Origin of the sequence: Cohnella sp., assembly GCF_041640265.1 — a bacterium.
Lineage (GTDB): Bacteria > Bacillota > Bacilli > Paenibacillales > Paenibacillaceae > Cohnella.
In genome coordinates, this window is the sequence record NZ_JBEQAP010000002.1 from 209,665 (window position 1) to 232,458 (window position 22,794).

Annotated in this window: 14 protein-coding genes; 13 read left to right on the top strand and 1 reads right to left on the bottom strand. The window is 45.9% G+C overall.

Translation table 11 applies throughout. The annotated features are described in order from the left end of the window. The 3 genes from ACESLK_RS02790 to ACESLK_RS02800 all read left to right on the top strand — a co-directional run. Nucleotides 1-361: glycoside hydrolase family protein (locus ACESLK_RS02790; protein ID WP_483862615.1), on the top strand; the 361-nt coding region annotated here is incomplete at its 5' end. Between the two features lie 217 nt (nt 362-578). Then, nucleotides 579-794, top strand: a complete 216-nt coding sequence (locus tag ACESLK_RS02795) for a hypothetical protein (RefSeq protein ID WP_372661868.1) — start codon at nt 579-581, stop codon at nt 792-794. 98 nt (nt 795-892) lie between these two features. After that, nucleotides 893-1,027 carry an AraC family transcriptional regulator gene (locus ACESLK_RS02800; RefSeq protein WP_372662149.1) on the top strand — a complete coding sequence of 45 codons (135 nt, stop codon included), beginning with the start codon at nt 893-895 and terminating at the stop codon, nt 1,025-1,027. A gap of 285 nt (nt 1,028-1,312) precedes the next feature. Here ACESLK_RS02800 and ACESLK_RS02805 read toward each other — a convergent pair whose 3' ends face one another. Beyond that, nucleotides 1,313-1,480, bottom strand: coding sequence for a hypothetical protein (locus ACESLK_RS02805; RefSeq protein WP_372661870.1), 168 nt, complete (start codon nt 1,478-1,480; stop codon nt 1,313-1,315). Between ACESLK_RS02805 and ACESLK_RS02810 the strand changes: the two genes are divergently transcribed. The 10 genes from ACESLK_RS02810 (at nt 1,475) to ACESLK_RS02855 (ending at nt 22,673) form a co-directional block, all read left to right on the top strand. Continuing rightward, nucleotides 1,475-1,987: a hypothetical protein gene (locus ACESLK_RS02810; RefSeq protein WP_372661875.1), complete on the top strand. Its 513-nt coding sequence runs from the start codon at nt 1,475-1,477 to the stop codon at nt 1,985-1,987. The two genes, ACESLK_RS02805 and ACESLK_RS02810, sit on opposite strands and share 6 nt — an antisense overlap. 68 nt (nt 1,988-2,055) lie before the next feature. Next, nucleotides 2,056-2,250, top strand: a complete 195-nt coding sequence (locus ACESLK_RS02815; RefSeq protein ID WP_372662152.1) for a DUF3502 domain-containing protein — start codon at nt 2,056-2,058, stop codon at nt 2,248-2,250. A 62-nt stretch (nt 2,251-2,312) separates the two neighbouring features. Continuing rightward, nucleotides 2,313-3,749, top strand: coding sequence for a glycosyl hydrolase family 28 protein (locus ACESLK_RS02820; protein ID WP_372661878.1), 1,437 nt, complete (start codon nt 2,313-2,315; stop codon nt 3,747-3,749). A 121-nt stretch (nt 3,750-3,870) separates the two neighbouring features. Further along, on the top strand, nt 3,871-6,162 hold the full coding sequence (locus ACESLK_RS02825) for a helix-turn-helix domain-containing protein (protein ID WP_372661881.1): 2,292 nt from the start codon (nt 3,871-3,873) through the stop codon (nt 6,160-6,162). Next, the gene (locus ACESLK_RS02830; protein WP_372661884.1) at nt 6,159-6,371 is read left to right on the top strand and encodes a hypothetical protein; all 213 of its coding nucleotides are present in this window, start codon (nt 6,159-6,161) and stop codon (nt 6,369-6,371) included. The genes ACESLK_RS02825 and ACESLK_RS02830 overlap by 4 nt, the downstream gene beginning before the upstream one ends. A 564-nt stretch (nt 6,372-6,935) precedes the next feature. Beyond that, nucleotides 6,936-7,916, top strand: coding sequence for an ABC transporter permease (locus ACESLK_RS02835; RefSeq protein WP_372661887.1), 981 nt, complete (start codon nt 6,936-6,938; stop codon nt 7,914-7,916). A gap of 16 nt (nt 7,917-7,932) precedes the next feature. Further along, the gene (locus ACESLK_RS02840) at nt 7,933-8,814 is read left to right on the top strand and encodes a carbohydrate ABC transporter permease (protein ID WP_372661890.1); all 882 of its coding nucleotides are present in this window, start codon (nt 7,933-7,935) and stop codon (nt 8,812-8,814) included. A 54-nt stretch (nt 8,815-8,868) separates the two neighbouring features. After that, nucleotides 8,869-10,506 (top strand): ABC transporter substrate-binding protein, encoded by a 1,638-nt coding sequence (locus ACESLK_RS02845; protein WP_372661893.1) that lies wholly within the window; start codon nt 8,869-8,871, stop codon nt 10,504-10,506. A gap of 108 nt (nt 10,507-10,614) precedes the next feature. Then, complete coding sequence (locus tag ACESLK_RS02850; RefSeq protein WP_372661897.1) at nt 10,615-17,916, top strand: LamG-like jellyroll fold domain-containing protein; 7,302 nt, start codon at nt 10,615-10,617, stop codon at nt 17,914-17,916. A gap of 149 nt (nt 17,917-18,065) precedes the next feature. Beyond that, nucleotides 18,066-22,673 (top strand): LamG-like jellyroll fold domain-containing protein, encoded by a 4,608-nt coding sequence (locus ACESLK_RS02855; RefSeq protein WP_372661900.1) that lies wholly within the window; start codon nt 18,066-18,068, stop codon nt 22,671-22,673. Nucleotides 22,674-22,794 lie beyond the last annotated feature (121 nt).

The following is a 22,794-nucleotide window of genomic DNA, read 5'->3' on the forward strand; positions in this document are numbered from 1 at the left end:
AGGACCGAATGTGTTTCACTTAAAAGGATATTATTGGCTTATCATAGACGAATGGAGAGGACAAGGTGTTTTCCGTTCCGATGATCTTGAGACATGGGAACGAAACGGCCTCATTCTCGACACGCCAGGCTCGCGTGAGGAAGACGGAACGATCGGCCTTCACGCGGATGTGGTCGTTCAAGGAGAAGAGGGGTACATCTTTTATTTCACTCATCCTGGCCGTGTTAAAGGACATAATGAAGATTCGGGCTATGAAATTCGCCGCTCGTCCATTCAGGTTGCCAAGCTGGAGGTTGTGGACGGTGTTCTGATCTGTGACCGCGACAAGGAGTTTGAGTTAAATCTTAGAGCGGAAGATTGATCATGTTGCTTTCATAGTAAGAGAGTTTAAGCTTTCTTTTCAATGAACTTAGTATTTGATACAATGACCATACTATTAACGTACTTTGATATTAACGTATTATGATAGATTTTCTCATGATATCGGTTGCGCTGTAATCGAATTGTTAATGAGGATTTCGTATCGGGCATAAGCGCCGATCTCGGAGTATCAAAATGAAGAGGAACGTGTTTCGAAGATGATGACGGATGATGATGAATTGCTGCGCAAGGATCTGTCCTCGTTGTCTGAATCATTGCGGCAGTGGGACACATTGGACCAGATAAAGAAAGAATATATAAGGATTTGCGAGAAGATCATGGATTTCCGGGAAAGTGATTATTCGTTACGAAATGTCAAGATTGTCGAGAAGGTGAATGAGTATATCCATGCGGAATACAGCAACCCGGAATGACCAAAAACCATGTCCGCAAAATTTTCAACGATCTATGCGGCGAGACCAGAAGTTAATATCTCAGCAACTACCGGTTTGAGAAAGCCAAGGAACTGCTGATCCTAACCGACTATCCCGCTGCTAAGATCAGCGAGATGGTCGGCATAGCCAATTCCAACTACTTTTATGTCTCGTTCAAGAAGTACGCTGGCAAGTCGCCGCATCATTACCGAACGGAGCATCGATTGAATTGATGGTATACAAACAAGGTTGCGTACCCGACAGTCGGATGTTCGGGACGCAACCTTGTTTCATGTCCTTAAATCACAGGATGCTTGCACGGTTAAAGCATTTAAAGGTTTAATTTACAGCGATCGTTACATTTTGAACTGGTGTGCAAGTGCTGTTCCGTGCATACTTAAGGCATCGAGAAGAGAGAGCAGTGAGAAAGCCTGTATAAATTCATTGTTATCCTAAATAGATCGTTATCCTAAATAGAGGGAGGCAGGGATGCATTCACAGCATGAAAAGGAAATCGATCAAGAAAGCAACCGTGTTGCTGGTATCCACAGCGATGGCTTGTCTGTTGCCGCTTGCACCAGCAAAAGCAGCAACAATAAGAGGAATGCCGAAGACGCAGTTGCTTCGAGCGCCTCAAAATCTTCGCCAGCATTGTCTGCTCCTGCTTGAAATTTTTGTTTATGCAAACAAAGCCGATCGAGATGAACAAGGTGTTGGCCGAGTTCAAGAAGCGCACCATGGATTCACTGAATACCAAGCTCGCTATCGAGTGGGCCGGCAGCGAACTGAAGCAGAATCTTGGACTAAAGATGGCCGCTGGTGAGGAATTGGATTTGACGTTTGACTATCTTGGCACCGGGAGCTTCTATCAGAATATTGCATGGGGGTACTATCAGCCTATTGAAAAGTATTTCAACAATGATATATACCCCGGTTTGATGAAAGCGTTTACCGTAAGGACTTGCGCGAGAAATATGGCTACAACGTCCCAAAATGTTAACCGTACGATGAAAGTGTTGGATTGGATCTTCACCAGCCAGGAAAACAATGATCTGTTCACCTGGGGATTGGAGGGCGAACACTGGACCAAGGTCGAAGACAAAGGCTATTCGCGTACGGACGAACAAGAAAAAAATACAACTTTCCATGGTATCAAATTTCAATGTATGCTATGTATGAACGCACGAATGTGAATGCGGATCCATATGCGCAAAAGATGCTCGAATACGTAAAAAGCAGCGATGCCTAATATGCGCTGCCTCTGTACCAATTTGTCTTCAATTCAGAGTCGGTGAAGACGGAAATTGCCAAAGTTACACCTAAGCTGGGCGAATACATGCACCTCTTCGTAACAGGCTCCGATAAGAACTGGAGAGAAACGGCCGCGAAAATGAATATGGAACTCCACGTGCTGGGATTGAACAAGATCCGGGCAGAGCTGGTCGAGCAAATATAGGCGTATCTTGATAAAGGCGGTAAGTAATGATGATGACAAAACCCATTAATAGGAGAAAATCGATGGACTTATTAAAAGTTTGGGAAGCGCCCGAAAGGGCGGTAGGCCGGGATGATTTTGAGGTTAGCGTCCGCATTCCGGGGGAGAGCTGGCAGCCACTCTTCGTGTATGAAGCGAAGGTGGACATGCACAATGTCAGACAGGCCTCCATGGCCTACTTTGACATGGAAGGAACTGTGGAGGTAAGGGTCGAGAGCCGGAAGGAAACCGTACAGCAAGTCGTCATCCGGCCCCTTTCGAAGCAAATTCCGTTCAAAGTGGAAGGAGCGGCGATTACCTTCCGTTTGAATGAACCGTGTAAGCTGTCCATTGAAGTGAATGGGGACCGGTTTAGCAATTTGCATCTTTTCGCGAATGCCCCGGAGGAGAATCCACCGAAACCGGACGCCTCGAACGTGCTGTTCCTGAAGCCTGCCATCCATCGGATGGAGGATATTTATCGGTTGGCCGACAGTCCGAAGGAGCCCGGGGGAGCGGCGCCGGAAGTGATCTATTTCGGGCCGGGGATGCATTATCTGGAGGAGACGATCTTCCGTATTCCGTCTGGGAAAACCGTCTATATCGCCGGCGGTGCCATTGTGGTCGGCTCCCTCGTCTGTGATCAAGTACAGAATGTTACCATCCGTGGCAGAGGAGTACTGTATTTAGCTGACTTTCACCGGTTTTCTGCGTTCCGGGGTGTCCGAATCCTCTTCTCGCAACATATTACCGTGGAAGGGATCGTGCTACTCGATCCGCCTCACTATAGCATTTATATCGGCAAGTCCGAGCATATCCGGATCCGCAACTTCAAATCCTTCAGCACGCGGGGATGGTGCGACGGTATCGACATGATGTCCAGCTCGCATATTGAGATCGAGGATGTGTTCCTGCGGACGTCCGACGATTGCATTGCCGTATACGGAAGCCGTTGGGATTATAAAGGGGATTCACGCTGCGTAAGTGTCAAAGACTCCGTCCTTTGGGCTGACGTAGCTCATGCAATAAATATCGGCGGACATGGGGACTATCGTCGGGGAGACTTGATCGAGGATATCCAGTTCAGCAATATTGATATTTTGGAGCATCATGAGCCCCAGCCCGGTTATTGGGGGGCCATGAATATTAATGTCGGCGATAATAACACGGTGCGGAACGTCACCTATGACAACATCCGTGTGGAGGATTTTGAACTGGGCCAGCTGGTGGACATCCGTGTGGTGTGGAACGAGAAATATAACCCTGTTGCCGGCAAACGTATTGAGAACATTCATTTCCGGAATGTGACCTATAATGGCAAAAATGAAAACAAAAACCGCATATACGGGTTTGACCGTGAACGGAGTGTGGAAGGGGTCACCTTTACCAATTTGCGGATCAATGGCGAGTTGATTCTAAGTGCGGAGCAGGGGAATTTCGACATAAATGAACAAACCCATGGCATTCAGTTTCGCAAGTGATTATCAAATTTGAGGCGTACTTGGTCATCAAGGACTCGCCTTGGGCGAACTGGGGGACTGCATATACAAGATTGGTTTCCCAGGACGTTCTCCCAATAGATATTTCGAGGGGGACTGCAAAATGAAAGTAGATAGAGTAGGGGGCAGGCTAAAATCCCTCTATAGAAGAAATACTTTATTAATAAAAATCTTATCATCCTATTTAGTTATTGTTATCGTTCTATTATCCGTTTTTTCCTTTGTATTATTTCGTACTTACAGCAAAAAAAGTATAGAGCAAGTCAGTCAAACCTCTGAAAATTTTATATCGCAATCTTATTATATTGCAGATCTAATGCTCATAAATGTTTATTATAATTTTTATCAATTATTTATCAATAATCTGGATAGTGATCTTAATTATGGTTTGTATGCTGATAAATCAGATGCCTTCGCCGATCAGGATGTATTTAAAAAACTCAAGCAATATGTGATGTCAAGTCCGCTTATTCGCTCCATTTATATTTATAATTCAAAGGCTGACAGGGTAATATTCAGCATATCTGAGGTAGGGGAAGGGATTCAGACTACAACTGATTTTTTGGATCAAGATATAATCAATATACTGAGGAAACCGGGAAATATCGTTTCAGCTGAATATTTTACAAGAAAAGTGGATTATGTAATAAATAATATAAATATAAGCGAAAATTTCTTGACCTTGGTTCTTACAAACACTTCAAATAATGGTGAAATTGAATCGTCATTGGTAATTAATCTAAATCAAAGAATACTACAGCAGATGGTTACCAGTGGAAGTGCCGGAGATCTTAATCAGGTATTGATTATGTATAAAGACGGTAACGTATTATCTCATGATGACACTTCTATGATCAATACAAATCTTGCCAATGAAAGCTTTACGAAACAAATCATGCAGTCTAACAATGAAAAAGGCAGTTTTATAACTAAGATTAATGATAAGGAATCACTTGTCAGCTATGTGAAAGCTAAGCATCTAGGCTTGATATTTATAGGCATTGGCGAATATAGCAAGCTATTATCGTCAGCATTTTCTATGCAAAAAACATTATTGATTTTAACGATTATTTTTATACTTGTGGGGATCATCTTAGCTGCATTTTTTACATCAAGTATATATAATCCCTTTAGAAAATTGCTTCATAAATACAGACTGGATTCAAACAGATTATTGAATGATAAGAAGAAGACATTTTTGGGAAAATTAGTTGATGGGGAAATTGACGATAAAATCTACGACAAAGATTATATGATGGAATGCGGGGTAAGTTTTGACAATCCATTCTTTTTGACCATTGTGCTTAAAATGGATTCACTTGAAAATGTTCTTTCAGGTAAATGGTCGAAAGACGTAAGATTAGTTAAATTTGCAATTCTTAACATTGCAAGTGAATTCTTTAGTGATAAACGATTTAAGGTAGAGGGCATTGATAACGGACACGATTATGTAAGTATTATTCTAAATGTAAATAATAGAAATGACGAGATTTTGAGTAGATTAATCGATAACACAAAGGAAATACAAGATAAAGTAGACAAATATCTGAAGATTTCTGTAACTGCGGGAATAGGCGATACTGTAGAAGGAGTTGAAGGTATAAGTAAATCCTTCCAGCATGCACTGGCAGCTTCGAATTACCGAATGATATTCGGCAGAAAAGCAGTAATAGAATATGGTGATATAGCTGAACGAAATAATAATGATCTCCATGAATATCCTTATGATATTGAGAAGAGAATGATCGAAGCCATAAAGGAACGCAATTTAAGAAAAATAGACAAAAGCCTTGATGAGTTTTTTGAAATGCTTGCTTTTTATAGTGCTGATGAAATACAAATAACGGTGTTGCAGTTAGCCGTGTTACTTACAAGGACACTAAGCGGTATAGCCAAGACTAGTATTGAGAATGGAGAATACAGCATAAAGGTGCTTGTTTCTGAGATCCAAACTTGCGAAACGTTGGAGGAAATAAAAACGTATCTCTATTCACTCTGCTTCAAAGCTGTAGAGGCAAAAGGCAATGATGCTAAAGAAAATGCCAAAACCATTATTGTAAGTAAAATTAAAAATTATATTGGAATGCATTATGATGATATAAATATTTCAACGGAGACAGTAGCAGAGTATGTAGAGCTGTCTTGTAATTATGTCAGGTCTATTTTCAAAGAGATAACGGGTATATCATTATCAGATTATATTACACAATGCAGGATGTCAGAAGCGCAGAGGCATCTAATTGAAACGGATTATCCTGTCAGCAGGATTGCTGAATTAGTGGGGTATCCAGAGAATAGTAAGCACTTCTTTACAGTATTTAAAAAACACTTTGGCAGTACTCCGGAGAATTATAGAATTAGTATTCAGAATAATGGGAGTTCAAAAAGCGAGTGACGGATAGGAAACCGGGCCAAGAAGGCGAAAAATCATTTTTCGGCAAGTATAACGTCCCGGCTCTGATTGGCCTTATGGATCGGTCTGTCCGCAGGCCGGATCCTATCGGAACTACGAGACGTTATTCAGACGAAATCGGCCGTTTTCAAAATCTAACGGAACTGTACGACGTTATTTGCGGACAAATCCCGGTTTTTCAGGGTGCATAGGGCAAATAAGCGCATACAGTTCCGTTACAATGGAAAAATGGACGTTTTCGACCGAATAGGGTCTGTCAGTTCCATTAGAGCATAAGATCAGCAAACCAACAATGTCTTCTCTTAATTTAGCGAAATGGTCTATATCAATTAAGCCTTGGCCTGTCCAAATCCTCGCATGACGAAATATCCCTTCAAGCGTAAATCCATTTTTTAATAAGCCTCCATAACTCCGATCAACACTTCTGGAAATTCTAGTTTGCATACTCCCCATCTGGTGATTTTTTGTTTTTCTTCCCCTTTTACTCCATTATGCTGCCGTTAGTTTAGTCACCGCCTGGCTCTGTAAAAACCGCCCGAGTTCAAAAAGCATCGGGATCCTTTACAGTGATATTTTGAACCGGTTCAAAAACCATCAAATCGGCATTTTGGCAAAACGAGAACTTGAACACTCATAAACTTGGCATTAGAGTCAAAAGGGCAAAGGCTTTCAGTGTTACCACGACGCGAGCCGAGAGATCTATTACCACGACGCGAGCCGAGAGATCTATTTAGCATACGAGGAGGATGATAAATGTGAATGTAGCTTTGAGCAATAATAAAGCAGACAGCATACCCATTAAGAAGAAAAAAAAGAGTTTCCTATCAGATGTAAAACAAAATTTCTATTTGTACTTATTAGTTTTGCCGGGTGTTTTATATTTTGTGATTTTCAAGTATCTGCCGATGGCAGGGTTAGTGGTAGCTTTTCAAGAGTTTAATTCTGTGAAAGGATTGTTTAAAAGTAAATTTGTCGGTCTGAAAAATTTCGAGTATTTCTTCACTTCAAAGGATTGGCTGATTGTAACCTGGAACACGTTGTATTTAAATATATTGTTTCTTGTTACCGGGTTGTTTTTTTCGATCCTTATTGCCATTGTGCTATCTGAAATCACCTCCAAATCTTTCAAGAAAGTGACACAATCGATTGTCATTCTGCCGAATTTTATTTCCTGGACATTAGTTTCGATGTTTGTTTTTGCATTATTGTCGACGGATGTAGGATTTATTAATTCCATTTTGAAAGCGTTTGGTTTTATTCAAGAAGGGCAGGAAATCAGTTTTTACTCCAATCCGAATTTATGGGTCGGAATACTGATTGTTTTGAAAATATGGAAAGCCGCAGGCTTCGGCTCCGTTATCTATTTGGCTGCTATAGCAGGCATTGACCAGGACATGTATGAAGCTGCCAAAATTGATGGAGCCAGCCGGTTGCAGTGTATTACAAAGATTACCTTGCCGCAGCTTAGAACAACAGTTGTGCTTTTGACCTTATTCGGCATCGGAGGCATATTCCATGGGGATTTAGGAATGATTTATGCGATTATAGGCGACAACCCTAATTTGTATGAAACGACCGATGTCATAGACACTTATGTATTCAGAATGCTTAGGCAAATGAATGAAATCAGCATGTCTACTGCGATCGGATTTTATCAATCATTTGTAGGTTTAATCATCGTATATGTATCGAATTATTTTGCCAAGAAGTATGATTCGGATTCAGCGATCTTTTAAAGGAAGGAGATTAAAAATGAAAAACAGCTTGGAGAGTAAAGCAATAGATACATTTTCTTATCTTTTTATGGCCCTATTTTCTATATTTTGTATTGTGCCTTTTATCCTTATTATATCAAGCTCCCTATCAGACGAAAAAGCAGTAAAATTGACCGGCTTTGCTCTTTTTCCAAAAGATTTCTCGTTAACTGCTTACGAGGTCATCTTTCAGGATAACACCATATTCACCGCTTACAAGACAACGATCATTTTCACGGTTGTGGGTACGATCCTTTGCATGATCGTTACCAGTGCGATGGCTTATGCCATTTCCGTCAAAACGTTTACTCACAGAAACAAGATTGCTTTTTTCGTCTATTTTACGATGCTGTTTAGCGGAGGTTTGATACCTTCGTATCTTCTTATCGCCAAATATTTAGGTTTAAGCGATAATATCATGGTTTATATTTTACCGGGGTTGGTTAATCCGTTTAATATGTTTCTGTTAAGAAACTTCTTCAAGCAAATACCGGATTCGCTGGCGGAATCCGCCAAAATAGATGGAGCGAATGACATCTACATTTTATTTAAAATCATCCTTCCATTGGCCAAACCTGCCATGGCAACAATCGGATTGTTTTATGGACTCGGTTTCTGGAACGAATGGTTTACAGCCACCCTTTTTATTGACAATAAAGATCTGTACTCCTTGCAATATCTGATTATGAAGGTAATGAGAGAAGTGGAATTTATGTATCAATTAGATTATTTGCAAGGAGCTACAGTTAGTTATGTACTCCCACAGAATACTGTCAGAATGGCTACAGCCGTAGTCACTGTAGGTCCCATTATTTTTGTTTATCCATTCCTGCAAAAGTACTTTATTAAGGGATTAGTAGTTGGAGCTGTTAAGGGCTAAACCCGCAAAAGCGGTTTAGTATATATGATTGAATAATAAAAGGGAGGAAGTAACATGAACAAAAAGTTTTTTGTAGTACTGATTGCTGTAACGATGCTTGCTGCTTTATTCGTTGGATGCAGTAAGCAAGCAAACGAGCCGACTGGAAGTATGGAAGAAAGCAAGGCGCCTGTCAACAATGCGACAGAAAGCACTGCGCCCGCAGCGAATAAGGATCCGGTTACGCTTAATATTCGTCTGTTCGGGGTTGAAAACGGGATGTATCGCGATGTCGATACCATCGTTAAGGAGTTTGAGAAACGGACGAAGGATACGCTTAATACGACCTTGAATCTTACCTTTACACCGCCTGGCGACTATGGAGCCAAGCATCAATTATGGATCGCATCGGGAGAAGACATGGACCTCTTTAACCCATGGGAAAGGGATAAATTCATTAGAGAAGGCGCATTGGCAGATTTAAGCGAATACTTTAACAACCCTAAATATCCCGGACTTCAGAAGGCATTTTCACCTGAATATATCAATGACAATAAAGTCAATGGCAAAATCTACACCGTTCCGCTTGCAAACACGTTTATGGATATGGAAGGCGTCTGGTACAGAAAAGATTTGTTAAAGAAGTATGGAATGAACGATATCAGCAGTTATGACGATTTGTATAACTTCCTTGAAAAAGTTAAAGAAAACGAAAAAGACATGATCCCGTTTGGAAACTATGGAAACACTGCTTTCTTCAAACTATTTACCGATATCAATGCACAAACGCTGGAGGGGAAAGTATTTCCATTTACCGGCCATGGGAATCCGAAGAGAAATTTCGTTTACGTTCAAATCGCCGATGATGGGAAATCCGTTGCAGGTGTGGCAGCATATGGCGATCCGGCATCCGAATGGGCTAACTTTCATCCCGAGTACGGTCTGAAATATCTTATGAACCAGTTTAATCAAGCGAAGCGATTTAACAAATTTATTCCGGCAGATACCTTGAATGGCGTGGCTGGAACAGGTAAGACTGAAGCTGCCGGATACGTGCCCATAGGCGGTTTCAAGGGGAAAGTAAACGAGCAAGTGGCACGAGATCCGAACGCGGAGATCGGTTTCTGGCCGATCTTCAAGAACAATCAGGAGATGGCGCCTGGAACCCAATCTACGGATGGCAAGGCATGGAATGCCATTGCTATACCTGCTAATTCCAAAAAAATTGATAGAGCCATGGAATTCCTGGATTGGATTTTCTCCAGTCAGGAGAACAATGACTTATTCACTTACGGTATCGAGGGTAAAAACTGGAAGGCTGTAGGAGATAAGCAGTGGGATATTCCGGAAGGAGTGGATACGACTAAAAATTACCTTTTCCCCGCTTTCCAGTTGACTTGGAATCCGACATTGTATCGAATTCCTGCAGGATTGCCGGAGCAAGTTCAACAATATTATGAATATCAATTTAAGCCGGAAACGTATCAGAAACATGTACTGGCAGGATTTATATTTGATCAAGGGCCTGTAAAAAATGAAATGGCTAAAGTCAACACCGTTATGGACAAGTATCTTCCGTTCTTATTGTCCGGTTTCGGCGATGTTGAAGAGAATTTGGCGAAGATGAATAAGGATTTGAAGGATTCAGGTGTAGATAAGATTAAGGAAGAATTGAAGAATCAAATCAATGCCTTCCTTGCTCAAAAGCAGTAACATATCGAAATTTACATCACGATAAATTAGGAACATCTAGAGATTTAGCTATATCAAATCTTTAGGTGTTCCTGTTTATTAAAAAATTTACGTAAAGGGGAATTATTAATGGTTATGCACAACAAGAATGCAACCTGGGCGGTACGCGCCTTGGCCGTCTGTCTGGCGGCAGTCATGCTGCTGCAATTGCTCGTCCCCGCGGCGAACAATCGTGTATTTGCGGCTAATGAAGATCCGCAGCCTGTACCGACACCGGTTCAATCTGCAAACGGTTACTTGGACAAGCTCGATTTCGGTAATGTCAATTCCGAAAGCGCTCACAATTTCAGAGGCGACTTTACGAGCGTGATCACCGGTTTTTTGGGTGAGAATGCCAGGGTATCTGAGCCGCGTATTCCTGCTTCAGATACAGGTGGGTTTTTAACCTTTTCCATGAAGGTGGATCCGTATCTGCAAAATTACTTTACGGTGAAGGTTTCAGGAAATGATGTTGTGGAGCCAGGCGTTCGAACAATGCTTGTGATCAATGGCGAACAGGTCGGATATTTCCGAAATTCGGATTATTCGCCTCTGATTGGCGGCGAACGAGCACCGAATCAATTTATATACAGCACCATTGTGCTTCCTCTGGAGTCAACAAGAGGGAAGGAAATCGTTGAAATCACAATCAATACAACGGATCCCTGGGGTGAGGTAAATCAACCATCAAGGGGGTACTATACCGGTTATACCCATACCCAGGCTTATATTGATGTAGATGACGAAGTGCAGGGGTATAAATTTAATGAAAATCAGGGACCGGAGACCGTACTGCGATCTGGTGATACCTATGAGGCAATTGAAGCAAGAATTGGACAGTTAGAACAAGACCAAATTAACCTCTTTATGAATCTGTATAACCATCTTGGCAATAACCCGAATAACACGTTAAATATCGCTAAGTACACAAATCATCTTCGCTATTATGCCATGGTATTGAAACAGGACATGTCTCCCATGCAAACCCCGGAAGATAAACGTGAAGCGTTAACGCGTATGTTTCAAGCCATTGATGTTCATACGAAAAACTACTATGGGGATACAAGACTGGTGCTTCGCGGCGGACACCAGGGGGATTGGGGCGGCTTTTACGGCGAATTAGGAGAGGCTTTGTATCTTGCAGAAACCCTGATCTTTGATGATGAAGTGTTAGGAGAAGAAGCATACAAAGCATTTCTGGATGAACCCTTTGATACGGGAACGGTTGAAGGAGAATTTTCCCTTGCCAGCGCAGGGTGGAATGGCGAACCATTAACCCGTCGCATAGCATGGGGACGGGTACTGAAAGCGAATTTTGATTTCGCCCGTTCCAGACAATCTTATATTTCGAATCAGGTGTTCTATACGTATGAAGGCGCTTGGAAAGCCCATGAAGGACTCAGGATGGTAGGGTCCGAATTTTATGAAGGGAGAGAGCGCAGTCATCGAATTTTATTAGAAATGTTTGGAGGAGCACCATGGTTAGGCGAAGAAGTATTGGTCGGTCCTAATGGAGAAGAATTAGATGTGTATCATTCTTTGTTTTCTCATAATACTGCTGCTGTCTTTACAGATGATTATGTTCACATTATCGGAAAAGGACTTGCAAAAAGCAAATTGGATGAAGAAGGTAACGTTGTACGACGCAAGCCTTATGGAGAACATTATACAAATCTAACCAAAGCCGGGTTGGGAAGAGAAAATCACTATGTAGGAATTTATGGGGAAGTAACCAATTATATTTTGGATTACTTCTATAAAACCTTGAATCAGCCTGGGGAAGAAGAAATCAATGATGAACTTCTGAAGCTTGCTCTTAACAGCTTTCATGGTCGTTTGTGGACTCGACTCGCTGACTTGGATGATGAGGGCAAACGAATCATGGCGATGAATGCTACTCTAGATGAACGAAATTATGGTATGCCTTCCAGAACGATCGCTTATGGTCCTAGAATGCTTGGATATGGAACGTCCTATGCTTATTTAGAAAAGTATATGGCGGATCATGAGGAGCGTTTCAGCGGTCCGGAATGGGATCGGTATTGGGAATATGCCAAATATACCGTTGGGGCCATGAAGCAGTTGAAGATGGATAATCGCTTTCTGGATGATTTGTCCACAAAGGATTTCAATCTGCGTGATAGCTATGAGTATATATTCACAAAACGTGCGGACTATGACAGATTTGATGATGTAAAGGCCGGGGTTGTGATCCCGCAGACTGATTTTGATTATTATTCAGAAGATGAGATTGCCGAATTGGGTGTGAACCCGGAGGACTATGAACAGTTCGCATGGATCGATGTGGATACTAAATTCCTCTCCATGCGGGATGGGGACTTTAGAATGTTCGGGGCTTTATCATGGCTGAATATGGGGGTTCCGGCTACTGGAAGGCTTCATATTATTACTCCTGAGTATGTGAGATTAGTACAAGTTGCTACCAACAATCAATTTCAATATGAGGATTACTACATCAGACAACAAGATGTGGATCTATATTACCAGCGAAATCATCCGCAAACCAGAGGATTTGCGCCTCAATCCTTGGCAGGTGAAATATTACCTATTGCGTATCAGCCAGGGGTTGGTAAAGTGGTGCGGGATAATCTTGAAGTCGATCACCCCTATGGGGGTTTGACGGATGTAATGGCTGCAAGATATGGGGAGTATTTCATCCTCCTGAATACCACTCGTCCTGAATACCAGAATGAAAGCTCCTTTGAGGTGGAGCTGCCTTCTGATTATACAGGAGATACGATTTTCGATTTTGTTTCAAAACAAAATATTCCGGTCATCAATGGAAAAGTAACCATCGGACCTGAAACAGGAATGGTTTTAAAATTATCGTCCAAACTTGATCCGGCTCCAAAGCCCAATCATGTCGATTTTGTCAAAGCGGTTGAAGGAAATGGATTTGTAGACGTGATATGGAAAACCGCTGCTGGAGGACAAACGTATACCCTCAAACGTTCTGAAACCGAACAGGGTCCTTATGCTGTGATTGCAGAAGGGTTGACTGGAAATCACTATAAAGATACCGATGTGGTGAATGGGAAGGTATACTATTATAAAGTGGCAGCCGTGAATGAACATGGATCAGGCTGGGAGTCATGGCGCGCAAAAGCTGATCTGAGCGATGCCGCATCCAAAAATCTTGCTTCTCCATGGCAGCAGGATCTCATTGGGACCACGCAAGGCAGCGCAACGGTTAACGGTGATGTGGTCACAATACAGAATGCGGATGGAACAGGGCTGGGAGAAGGGGACGATTTTAATATCTATAGAAGAGATATTAAGGACTCCTTCCACTTTGTCCATCAGCCAGCCGTTGGAAACAGCTCTATCAGTGCCAGGATTGATCAGAATAGCGGCGCTCTCAGCGGTATTATGCTAAGGGAATTCCTTTCTGAAAATTCCCGTTATCTTTATTTTGGCGCGGATGACCAAGGGAACCTGGTATTGCAGCATCGTAATCGAGTGTCCTTTGGAGTATGGAATGGCGGTATACCTGTAAGTCCGTGGAATCATCAAATTAAAGGCTATCATGTCGATGACTATCCTTATGTCAAGCTGTTGTGGCATCATAACTCACAGCTCGCCCATGCTTTTGCATCGAAGGATGGAGTCGATTGGGAATACATTGCCGAGATAGATAGTTTATTCCCATATGCCTATTATACAGGGCTCATATCGTCTCAAGAGGCAGCATTCAGTGAAGTAACCGTATCGGGTATGCCGAGAGAGAGTCTGATTCCGTTTGTTGAAAAAGATAAAGATCAAATCACTTTGCATTGGACTAAACCGAAGCAAGCCTCCTGGTTCAACGTATACCGCACCTATGATGAAGCCGCGAGCTTGACCGATCCGGTGTTCAAGGCAGGCACGACCGTACTGGAAGACGGCTCCCCCTGGGAGGAGGTTCTCACGGGTACAAGAGCGAAGCCATTCAAGGACGCTTTACGGTATGGCACGGCGTATTATAAGGTGCTAGCCGTTCATGACGACGGCTCCCCGCAACCGTTCTCGGCCACTGCTTCCATAGAAGCGGATCCGATTTCGGTGGTGCTGGAGGATGCGGAGAGCTTGACGGCCTCCGACTATACGAAGGCGAGCTTCTACCTGTACCATAAGGAATTGGATCGTATTAAAGCGGAGATGATGAAGCCTGAATTTAACGAGGCGCAGCTGATTGACGAAATCTACGATGCGAAGAAGCTGCTCGTGCAAGTGCCGTTGTCGCTCTATTCGTTCGAAGGCAACGCGGACAACGCCATCGGAACGACGGACGATGGAACCGTTTATGGAACCCCTGAATATCCGTCCGGCAAGATCGGGCAGGCTATCGACCTGAACGGACAACACCATGTGAAGCTGCCTGAGACGCATCCGGTTGCCCATTACGATGAGCTGACAGTTACGACCTGGGTATTCTGGAAGGGCGGCGGCAACTGGCAAAGAATATTCGACTTCGGCAACAACAACAATCAGTTTATGTTCCTATCGCCAAGTTCCGGCGACGGTACGCTGCGATTCGCGATCAAGAATGGCGGCGGCGAGCAGATGATTCAAACCGGGAAGCTCGCAATCAACCAATGGGTGCATGTGGCGGTGACGCTCGGCAGCGGTACGGCGAAGCTGTATGTCAACGGCGAGCAGAAAGCAACTGCCAACAATATTACAATCAAGCCGAGCGATTTCAAACCGAAGAATAACTACATCGGCAAGAGCCAGTTTAATGATCCGCTGCTGAACGGCATGGTCGATGAATTCCGCATCTACAATTACGCCTTGAGCACGGATGAAATTCAGACGGTTTACAATAGCACGACGGGATGGATTGACGACAGCTTGCTTACGCTTCTGCTGGACGAAGCGGCCGTTGTTGTAGCCGAATATTACACAACCGAAAGCTTCGAAGCTTTCCAACCGGCGCTCGCGAATGCAGAGTCGGTGGCAGGTAATGCCGATGCGGCTCAGGAGGAGATCGATGCTGCCGCGGCGAGCCTGCTGGAGGCGCTCAAAGGGCTGGAGTATATCGAAGGGCTGCCGGTGCTTGCTCCAATCGGCGACAAATTCGTCATTGCGGAGCAGCAGCTGACATTTACAGTTAAAGAAATGAACGGCATTGAAGGCGCTCAGTACGAGGCAGCCAATCTGCCTGAAGGGGCTTCCTTCAACGCGGGAACGCGCACATTCAACTGGACGCCGGGCAAAGAACAGGGCGGCGTGCATGAAGTCGTCTTTACCGTCAAATCCGGAGTATTGTCCACCTCCAGAACCGTCAAGATTACGGTGAAAGGATTACCTGTAATCACTGCTGAGCCGGTTGTGGAAGTGACTGCGAAGCTGCCGCTCGCGTATCAGTTGCCGGCATCCGATCCTTCGGGCGCGAAACTGACTTACCAAGCGCAGAATCTGCCAGCGGGCGCATCCTTTAACGCGGCGACTGGCGTGCTCTCCTGGACGCCGGGACAGGCGGATTGCGGCAGCCATCTGGTGATCTTTACGGTTAGCAATGGAACCTTCGAGGCCAGCCAAACCGTAGATTTCAAAGTCAAGCTGAATGTGATTCCGTCTAAAGGCTATACGCAGGGCAGCTACTACCTGTACCTGAAGGAAGTGGCGCGGATCGAAGCGGAATTGGCGAAGCCGGAAGCAGACATTGCGCAGCTCGCTGCCGAGCTTGTACAGGCGGAAGCAACGCTAAATCAAGTGCCGTTGTCGCTTTATTCGTTCGAGGGCAACCTGGAGAATGCATTCGGCAAGCATGACGGAACGGCTCACGGTAACGTTGGTTACGCTGAAGGCAAGATAGGCCAGACTGTCAATTTGAATGGTACGGACGGCTATGTGACATTGCCGCAGGATCATGCTCTTTCCGGTTACGGTGAAATCACCGTAGCAACCTGGGTGAACTGGAGAGGCGGCGGCAACTGGCAAAGAATATTCGACTTCGGCAACAACAGAAGCCAGTTTTTGTTCCTGACGCCGAAATCAGGCGACAATACGCTGCGTTTCGCGATCAGGAACGGCGGCGGCGAGCAGAGAGTGGAGACCGCTTCGATGCCGGTGAATGAATGGGTGCATGTTGCGGTGACGCTTGGGAACAAAACGGCGAAGCTGTATGTGAACGGCGAACTCAAGGCAACGAACAACAATGTCACAATCAAGCCGAGCGATTTCAAGCCGGGCGTAAATTACATTGGCAAGAGCCAGTGGCCCGATCCGCTGTTTAACGGCATGGTCGACGAGTTCCAAATGTACAACTACGCCATGAGCGCGGAAGAAATTCAGGCGGTATACAGTAATGGGGTTCAATGGATCGACAACACCTTGATCCCGGTCTTGCTGGATGAGGCGGCCATGCTTGATGCGTCGCTGTATACGGAAGATAGCTGGAATGCGCTGGAAGCGGCAGTGTTGGGCGCTCAATCGGTGTACAACGATGCAGGTGCAACACAGGAAGAGGTCGATGCGGCATCCGCCAGCCTGCTTGCGGCGCTTGAAGCGTTGAACGAAATTCCGGTCTTAGCGGAAATCTCGGATAAGACCGTGGAGGCAGGAACCGAAATTGCGTTTACCGTAAACGCGACAGATCGCGACGGCGACGCGCTCTCGTACGGTGCAGGCATGCTGCCGGAAGGGGCGGCGTTCGATGCGGCGACCGGAGACTTTGTATGGGTTCCTTATGTGATCGGAGACTACACCGTGACGTTCTCCGTTTATGACGCAAGAGGGGCTTATGCAGCATTGCCGGTCAACATCGAAGTGGTCGACACGATCAAGCCGGAAACGACGGACGACGCTCCGCAAGGCTGGGTCAATCATGACGTAACGGTACATCTGACGGCAACCGACAGCGGATCCGGCGTGGCGGCGACGTATTATACGCTGAACGGCGGCGAAGTTGAGACCGGAGCATCGGTCAGCCTGAAAGAGGACGGCATTCATACGCTCGTATACTGGAGTGTCGACAACGCCGGCAATGTAGAAGAAGCACATACCGTTACGGTTCAAATCGACAAGACAGCGCCCGAACTGCTTGTCACATTGGATAAGACAGAGCTGTGGCCGCCGAATCATAAGCTGGTGACCATTACAGCGGATGTGTATGGCAGCGACAATCTGTCCGGCATCGAATCGATCGTCCTCGTCTCGATTACGAGCAACGAGCCGGATGAGGGGACAGGTCCGGATGATGTTCCGAACGATATTCAGGATGCGGAATTCGGCACGCTGGACACCTCGTTCAGTGTCAGGGCAGAACGTTCAGATGAAGGAACCGGACGCGTCTATACGATCACCTATCAGGCGACCGACAAAGCGGGCAACACAGCCGTTGTAACGGTTACGGTCACCGTGCCGCACAACAGATCAGGAAGAAGATAACATTTGATAGAAAAGTAGAAAAGAAGCCCCTGATAGAAATATTAGGGGCTTCTTTCCAAATGGGCAGAAGGGCTGAATCAACCATTCTGGCTGTAAGCGATTGCTTGCGAAGCCGGTTTTGCTTCACAAAACCTAAGGAGCGTGTTGTAATGAAGCTATTAATTTATGGAAATCGCAAACGAAGGTTTATCATCGGTTTGATTTGCTTCCTATTGGCGATGCCAGGTTTTCTTGGCATCGGGAGCAGCAAGACAGCGGAAGCAGCTGTTTCTCCGCTGATTACTTCTTATAAACCGCAGGCAGTAGGCACCGATGTGAATGCTTCCTACACGGATGCAAACGGGAACACGGTATCGGCGATGATCCATCATCCGGGCATTGCCATGTCGCTCTCCGATCTGGACAATATGCGCGATCATGTAAGAGCGGGGAATGAGCCTTGGAATACGGCGTTTCTTACGTTTGCCGCCGACCCGGCATCCAGACCGAACCCAAGAATCTTATATGAAGTCGGGAATGATCTTTTCGTTAATATCCGCGGGCCGTGGGCCTTTACAGATGAAAATGGTGTATTTTGGGCAAACCCCAGTGATTATGTAGGAACGCGCGCGAATTCGGATGCCTTAGTCGCTTTTAAACAAGCGATTATGTGGTACATTACCGGGGATGAAACGTACCGTTCGAATGCGATGTATATCATCAGAGCTTATTCCGGTATTCAGTCTGTTTTTCCTCATACAAGCTTCCGGTTTGCGACGGCCACTTATTTGCTCGCGGCGGCTGCCGAGATTATGCGATATTCCGATACGCCGACGAATAGTCTGAAATGGACGGCAACCGATACTCAGAATTTAACCAATATGATGGAGCTTTGCTCGGTAACTTATAACCCTCATTCTTTTTTCATGAACCAGCATCAGTTTACCGTTATGGGAACGATTGGGCGAGCAATCTTTACCAATGACCTTGAGCTCTATGCGGAGGCCGTAGAAGCAGCAACAGTGAATGTATTAGGCGATGATGGGGGAAGAAACGGTTCGATCAAGCATGAAATGCGATGGATGACGATAAATGAAATGACAGGAGAACCGCTCGACCCATCGGATTATCATGTGCAGTTAATGGAAATGGGCCGCGATGTGGGACATGCTTACGCCAATATCGCCGGACTGTTTACATTGGCACAGACCATCTACGCCCAGGGTACGAAGGTTGACCCGGTAGACGGAACGATGTCTACGGCCGCGAATGCGGTGAATCCATTCAATTTCCTCAATGACCGCCTGTTGGAAGGGACAACATATGCGCTGAAGTATCATTTGGGTTATGATGTGCTATGGACACCTGCAGTGGCAAACCAAACCTATGCTGGTCAAATTTTTGAACAGATTAACCCGGATGGAAGAGGCAGAATCGACCCGTTCCTAAGTGTGTTATATAACTATTATAAATATATCGAAGGGCAGGATATGACCCAGGAGAAATTCAAATACCTGGCCTATGCCTATGAAACGAGAATGCCGGAGGTTGCGGGAAAGGATTATCCGCTGGCTTCGCTGCTGTACACGCCTGATGCGGCTATAGCGGATGGCTTGAGCAACAAGATCAGCTTAGGCGGCATAACAGGACTGACAGCAACGAGGGCAGGTTCGGATACGATCAACTTTAATTGGACGGCTGTACCGGACGCACTCGGTTACAACATCTATAGATCAACAGAAGAAAATGGCACGTATACACAGATTAACAGTGCGCCAATAACAACAACGTCTTATAGCGATACAAGCTTGACGCCAAATACGATTTACTATTATAAGGTCCGCGTATCCGGAGGATCAACGTGGGCCGTTGTATCGGCCACAACGGGAGGAACCGGCGTTCCGGCTTTCGATGTAAGCAGTTATGTGCTTCATATCAACCATACGCATCAATCCGTATTAAGGGTCATTCATCCAGACGGAAGCAATCAGGTTCTTACAAGCCAAGCGAGCTTTACTTCATCCAATCCGGCTGTGGCAACCGTCGATTCGGCAGGCTTGGTGACCGGGATAAGTGCGGGTACGGCTACGATTACCGCCACCTATAACGGGCAAGCTTACCATGCAACCGTAAACGTCATCGTCGACACGGATTTAAAAGCCTGGTATAAATTTGACGAAACAAGCGGAGCTTCGGCCGCAGACGCATCTGGATATGGCAATATCGGGACAATAAATGGCGGTGCAGCCTGGACAACCGGGCAAACAGGCAACGCAGCAGATCTTGTCGGGACAAACGGCTATATTGCGCTACCTGAAGGTGTTGTCTCCGATGCCGACACGATCACCGTTGCGGCTTGGGTGAATCTAGATACCGCGAGCAACTGGACGCGGATTTTTGACTTCGGTTCTGGAAGCGCTACTAGTATGTTCCTTACGCCGAAAAATGGAGCCAATGGCAAAATCCGCTTTGCGATCAAAAACAATAATTCGAGGGAGCAGATCATTGACGGGCAGTCGGCGCTCGCAACGGGAGGCTGGCACCATGTGGCCGTCACATTAAACGGCTCGACCGGCACTCTCTATGTTGACGGCAGTGAAGTGGGAAGCAATACGTCAATGACCCTTAAACCGTCTGATATGGGCGCAACCACGCAGAATTGGATCGGACGCTCCCAATACGCCGACCCGTATCTCGACGGACGAGTGGACGATTTCAGAATCTATACCCGTGCGATCAGTTCATCAGAAGTTGTTCGTGTGATGAACGGACAAACTTTGGAAACCGTAACGGCACCGCCAACGGGTGTAACGGCAACAACGGAAGACCAGAGTTCGATTGCCTTAAGCTGGTCGGCTGTACCGGGAGCAACGGGATATCATGTATACATGGCCGATTCTTTAGCGGCTAATGAAATTTATACAAAGGCTAATAGTGAAGCAATAACCGCGACGTCTTTTGCCAGCCTTGGATTGAAAGCCAATACAACGTACTTTTATAAGATCGCCTCGGAAAATGCGGCAGGAAAATCAAGTGTGTCGGCTGTTGTTTCAGCCACAACAAACGGTATGCCGGATGCCGGTCTCATCGCCCGCTATTCATTCGACCAAACAAGTGGGACGGCTGCAGCAGACTCGTCAGGTTACGGGAATAACGGGACGATAAACGGCGGTGTAATATGGGCGGCAGGCAAATACGGCAACGCAGCGGATCTTAATGGGACGAACAGCTTTATTTCTCTTCTAGCCGGTGACGGAATTTCTTCACATGCATTGTCCGCTGCCGATTCCATTACTGTAGCAACCTGGGTAAATTGGAGAGGCGGCGGCAACTGGCAAAGAATATTCGACTTCGGCAACAATACGAATCAGTTTATGTTCCTTACGCCGAAATCAGGCAACAATACGCTGCGTTTCGCGATCAAGAACGGCGGCGGCGAGCAGACCGTTCAGACCGCTCCGATGCCAGTGAATGAATGGGTGCATGTGGTGGTAACGCTTGGGGACAATACGGCGAAGCTGTATGTGAACGGCGAACTAAAGGCTGAAAACACCAATGTCACGATCAAGCCGAGCGATTTCAAGCCGGGCGTAAATTATATCGGCAAAAGCCAGTTTAACGATCCGCTGCTGAACGGCATGGTCGATGAGTTCCGGCTTTACAATTACGTCTTAAGCGCGGAACAAATTCAGGCCGTTTACAACAATACGGAGAAATGGACCGACAACAGCATGCTTACTGCTCTGCTGGAAGAGGCGGCCCTGCTTGATGCGTCGCTGTATACGGTAGATAGCTGGAATGCGCTGGAAGCGGCTGTGTTGAGCGCTGAGGCACTGCCGTCCTATACAAGCCAGGAAGAGGTTGACGAGGCGGCCCGGCAGTTGCTTGAGGCGCTTGAAGCGTTGAACGTTATCCCGGTCTTTGCGGAAATCTCGGACAAGACCGTGGAGGCAGGAACCGAAATTGCGTTTACCGTAAACGCGACAGATCGCGACGGCGACGCGCTCTCGTACGGTGCAGGCATGCTGCCGGAAGGGGCGGCGTTCGATTCGGCGACCGGAGACTTTGTATGGGTTCCTTATGTGATCGGAGACTACACCGTGACGTTCTCCGTTTATGACGCAAGAGGGGCTTATGCAGAATTACCGGTCAACATCGAAGTGGTCGACACGACCAAGCCGGAAACGACGGACAATGCTCCGCAAGGTTGGGTCAATCATGACGTAACGGTAAATCTGACGGCAACCGACAGCGGATCCGGCGTGGCGGCGACGTATTATACGCTGAACGGCGGCGACGTTGAGACCGGAGTATCGGTCAGCCTGAAAGAGGACGGCATATATACGCTCGTATACTGGAGTGTCGACAACGCCGGCAATGTAGAGGAAGCGCATACCGTTACGGTTCAAATCGACAAGACAGCGCCCGAATTGTATGTCGCAATGGATAAAACCGAGCTGTGGCCGCCGAATCACAAGCTGGTGAAGATCAATGCGGATGTCAACGGCAGTGATAGCCTCTCCGGCATCGAATCGATCGTCCTCGTCTCGATTACGAGCAACGAGCCGGATGAGGGAACGGATCCGGATGATGTTCCGAACGATATTCAGGATGCGGAATTCGGCACGCTGGATACCTCGTTCAGCGTCAGGGCGGAACGGTCGGAAGAAGGAACCGGACGCGTCTACACGACCACCTATATGGCGACCGACAAAGCGGGCAACACAGCCGTTGTAACGGCTACGGTCACCGTGCCGCACAAAAGATCAGGAAGATAATTTACATCACGATAGAAATGAAGCCCCTGATAGAAATATTGGGGGCTTCTTTCCAATAAGAAGAAGGGCTGAATCAAACCTTCCAGATAAAAGTCCAGCGGTATGATGTCATAATGTGAGT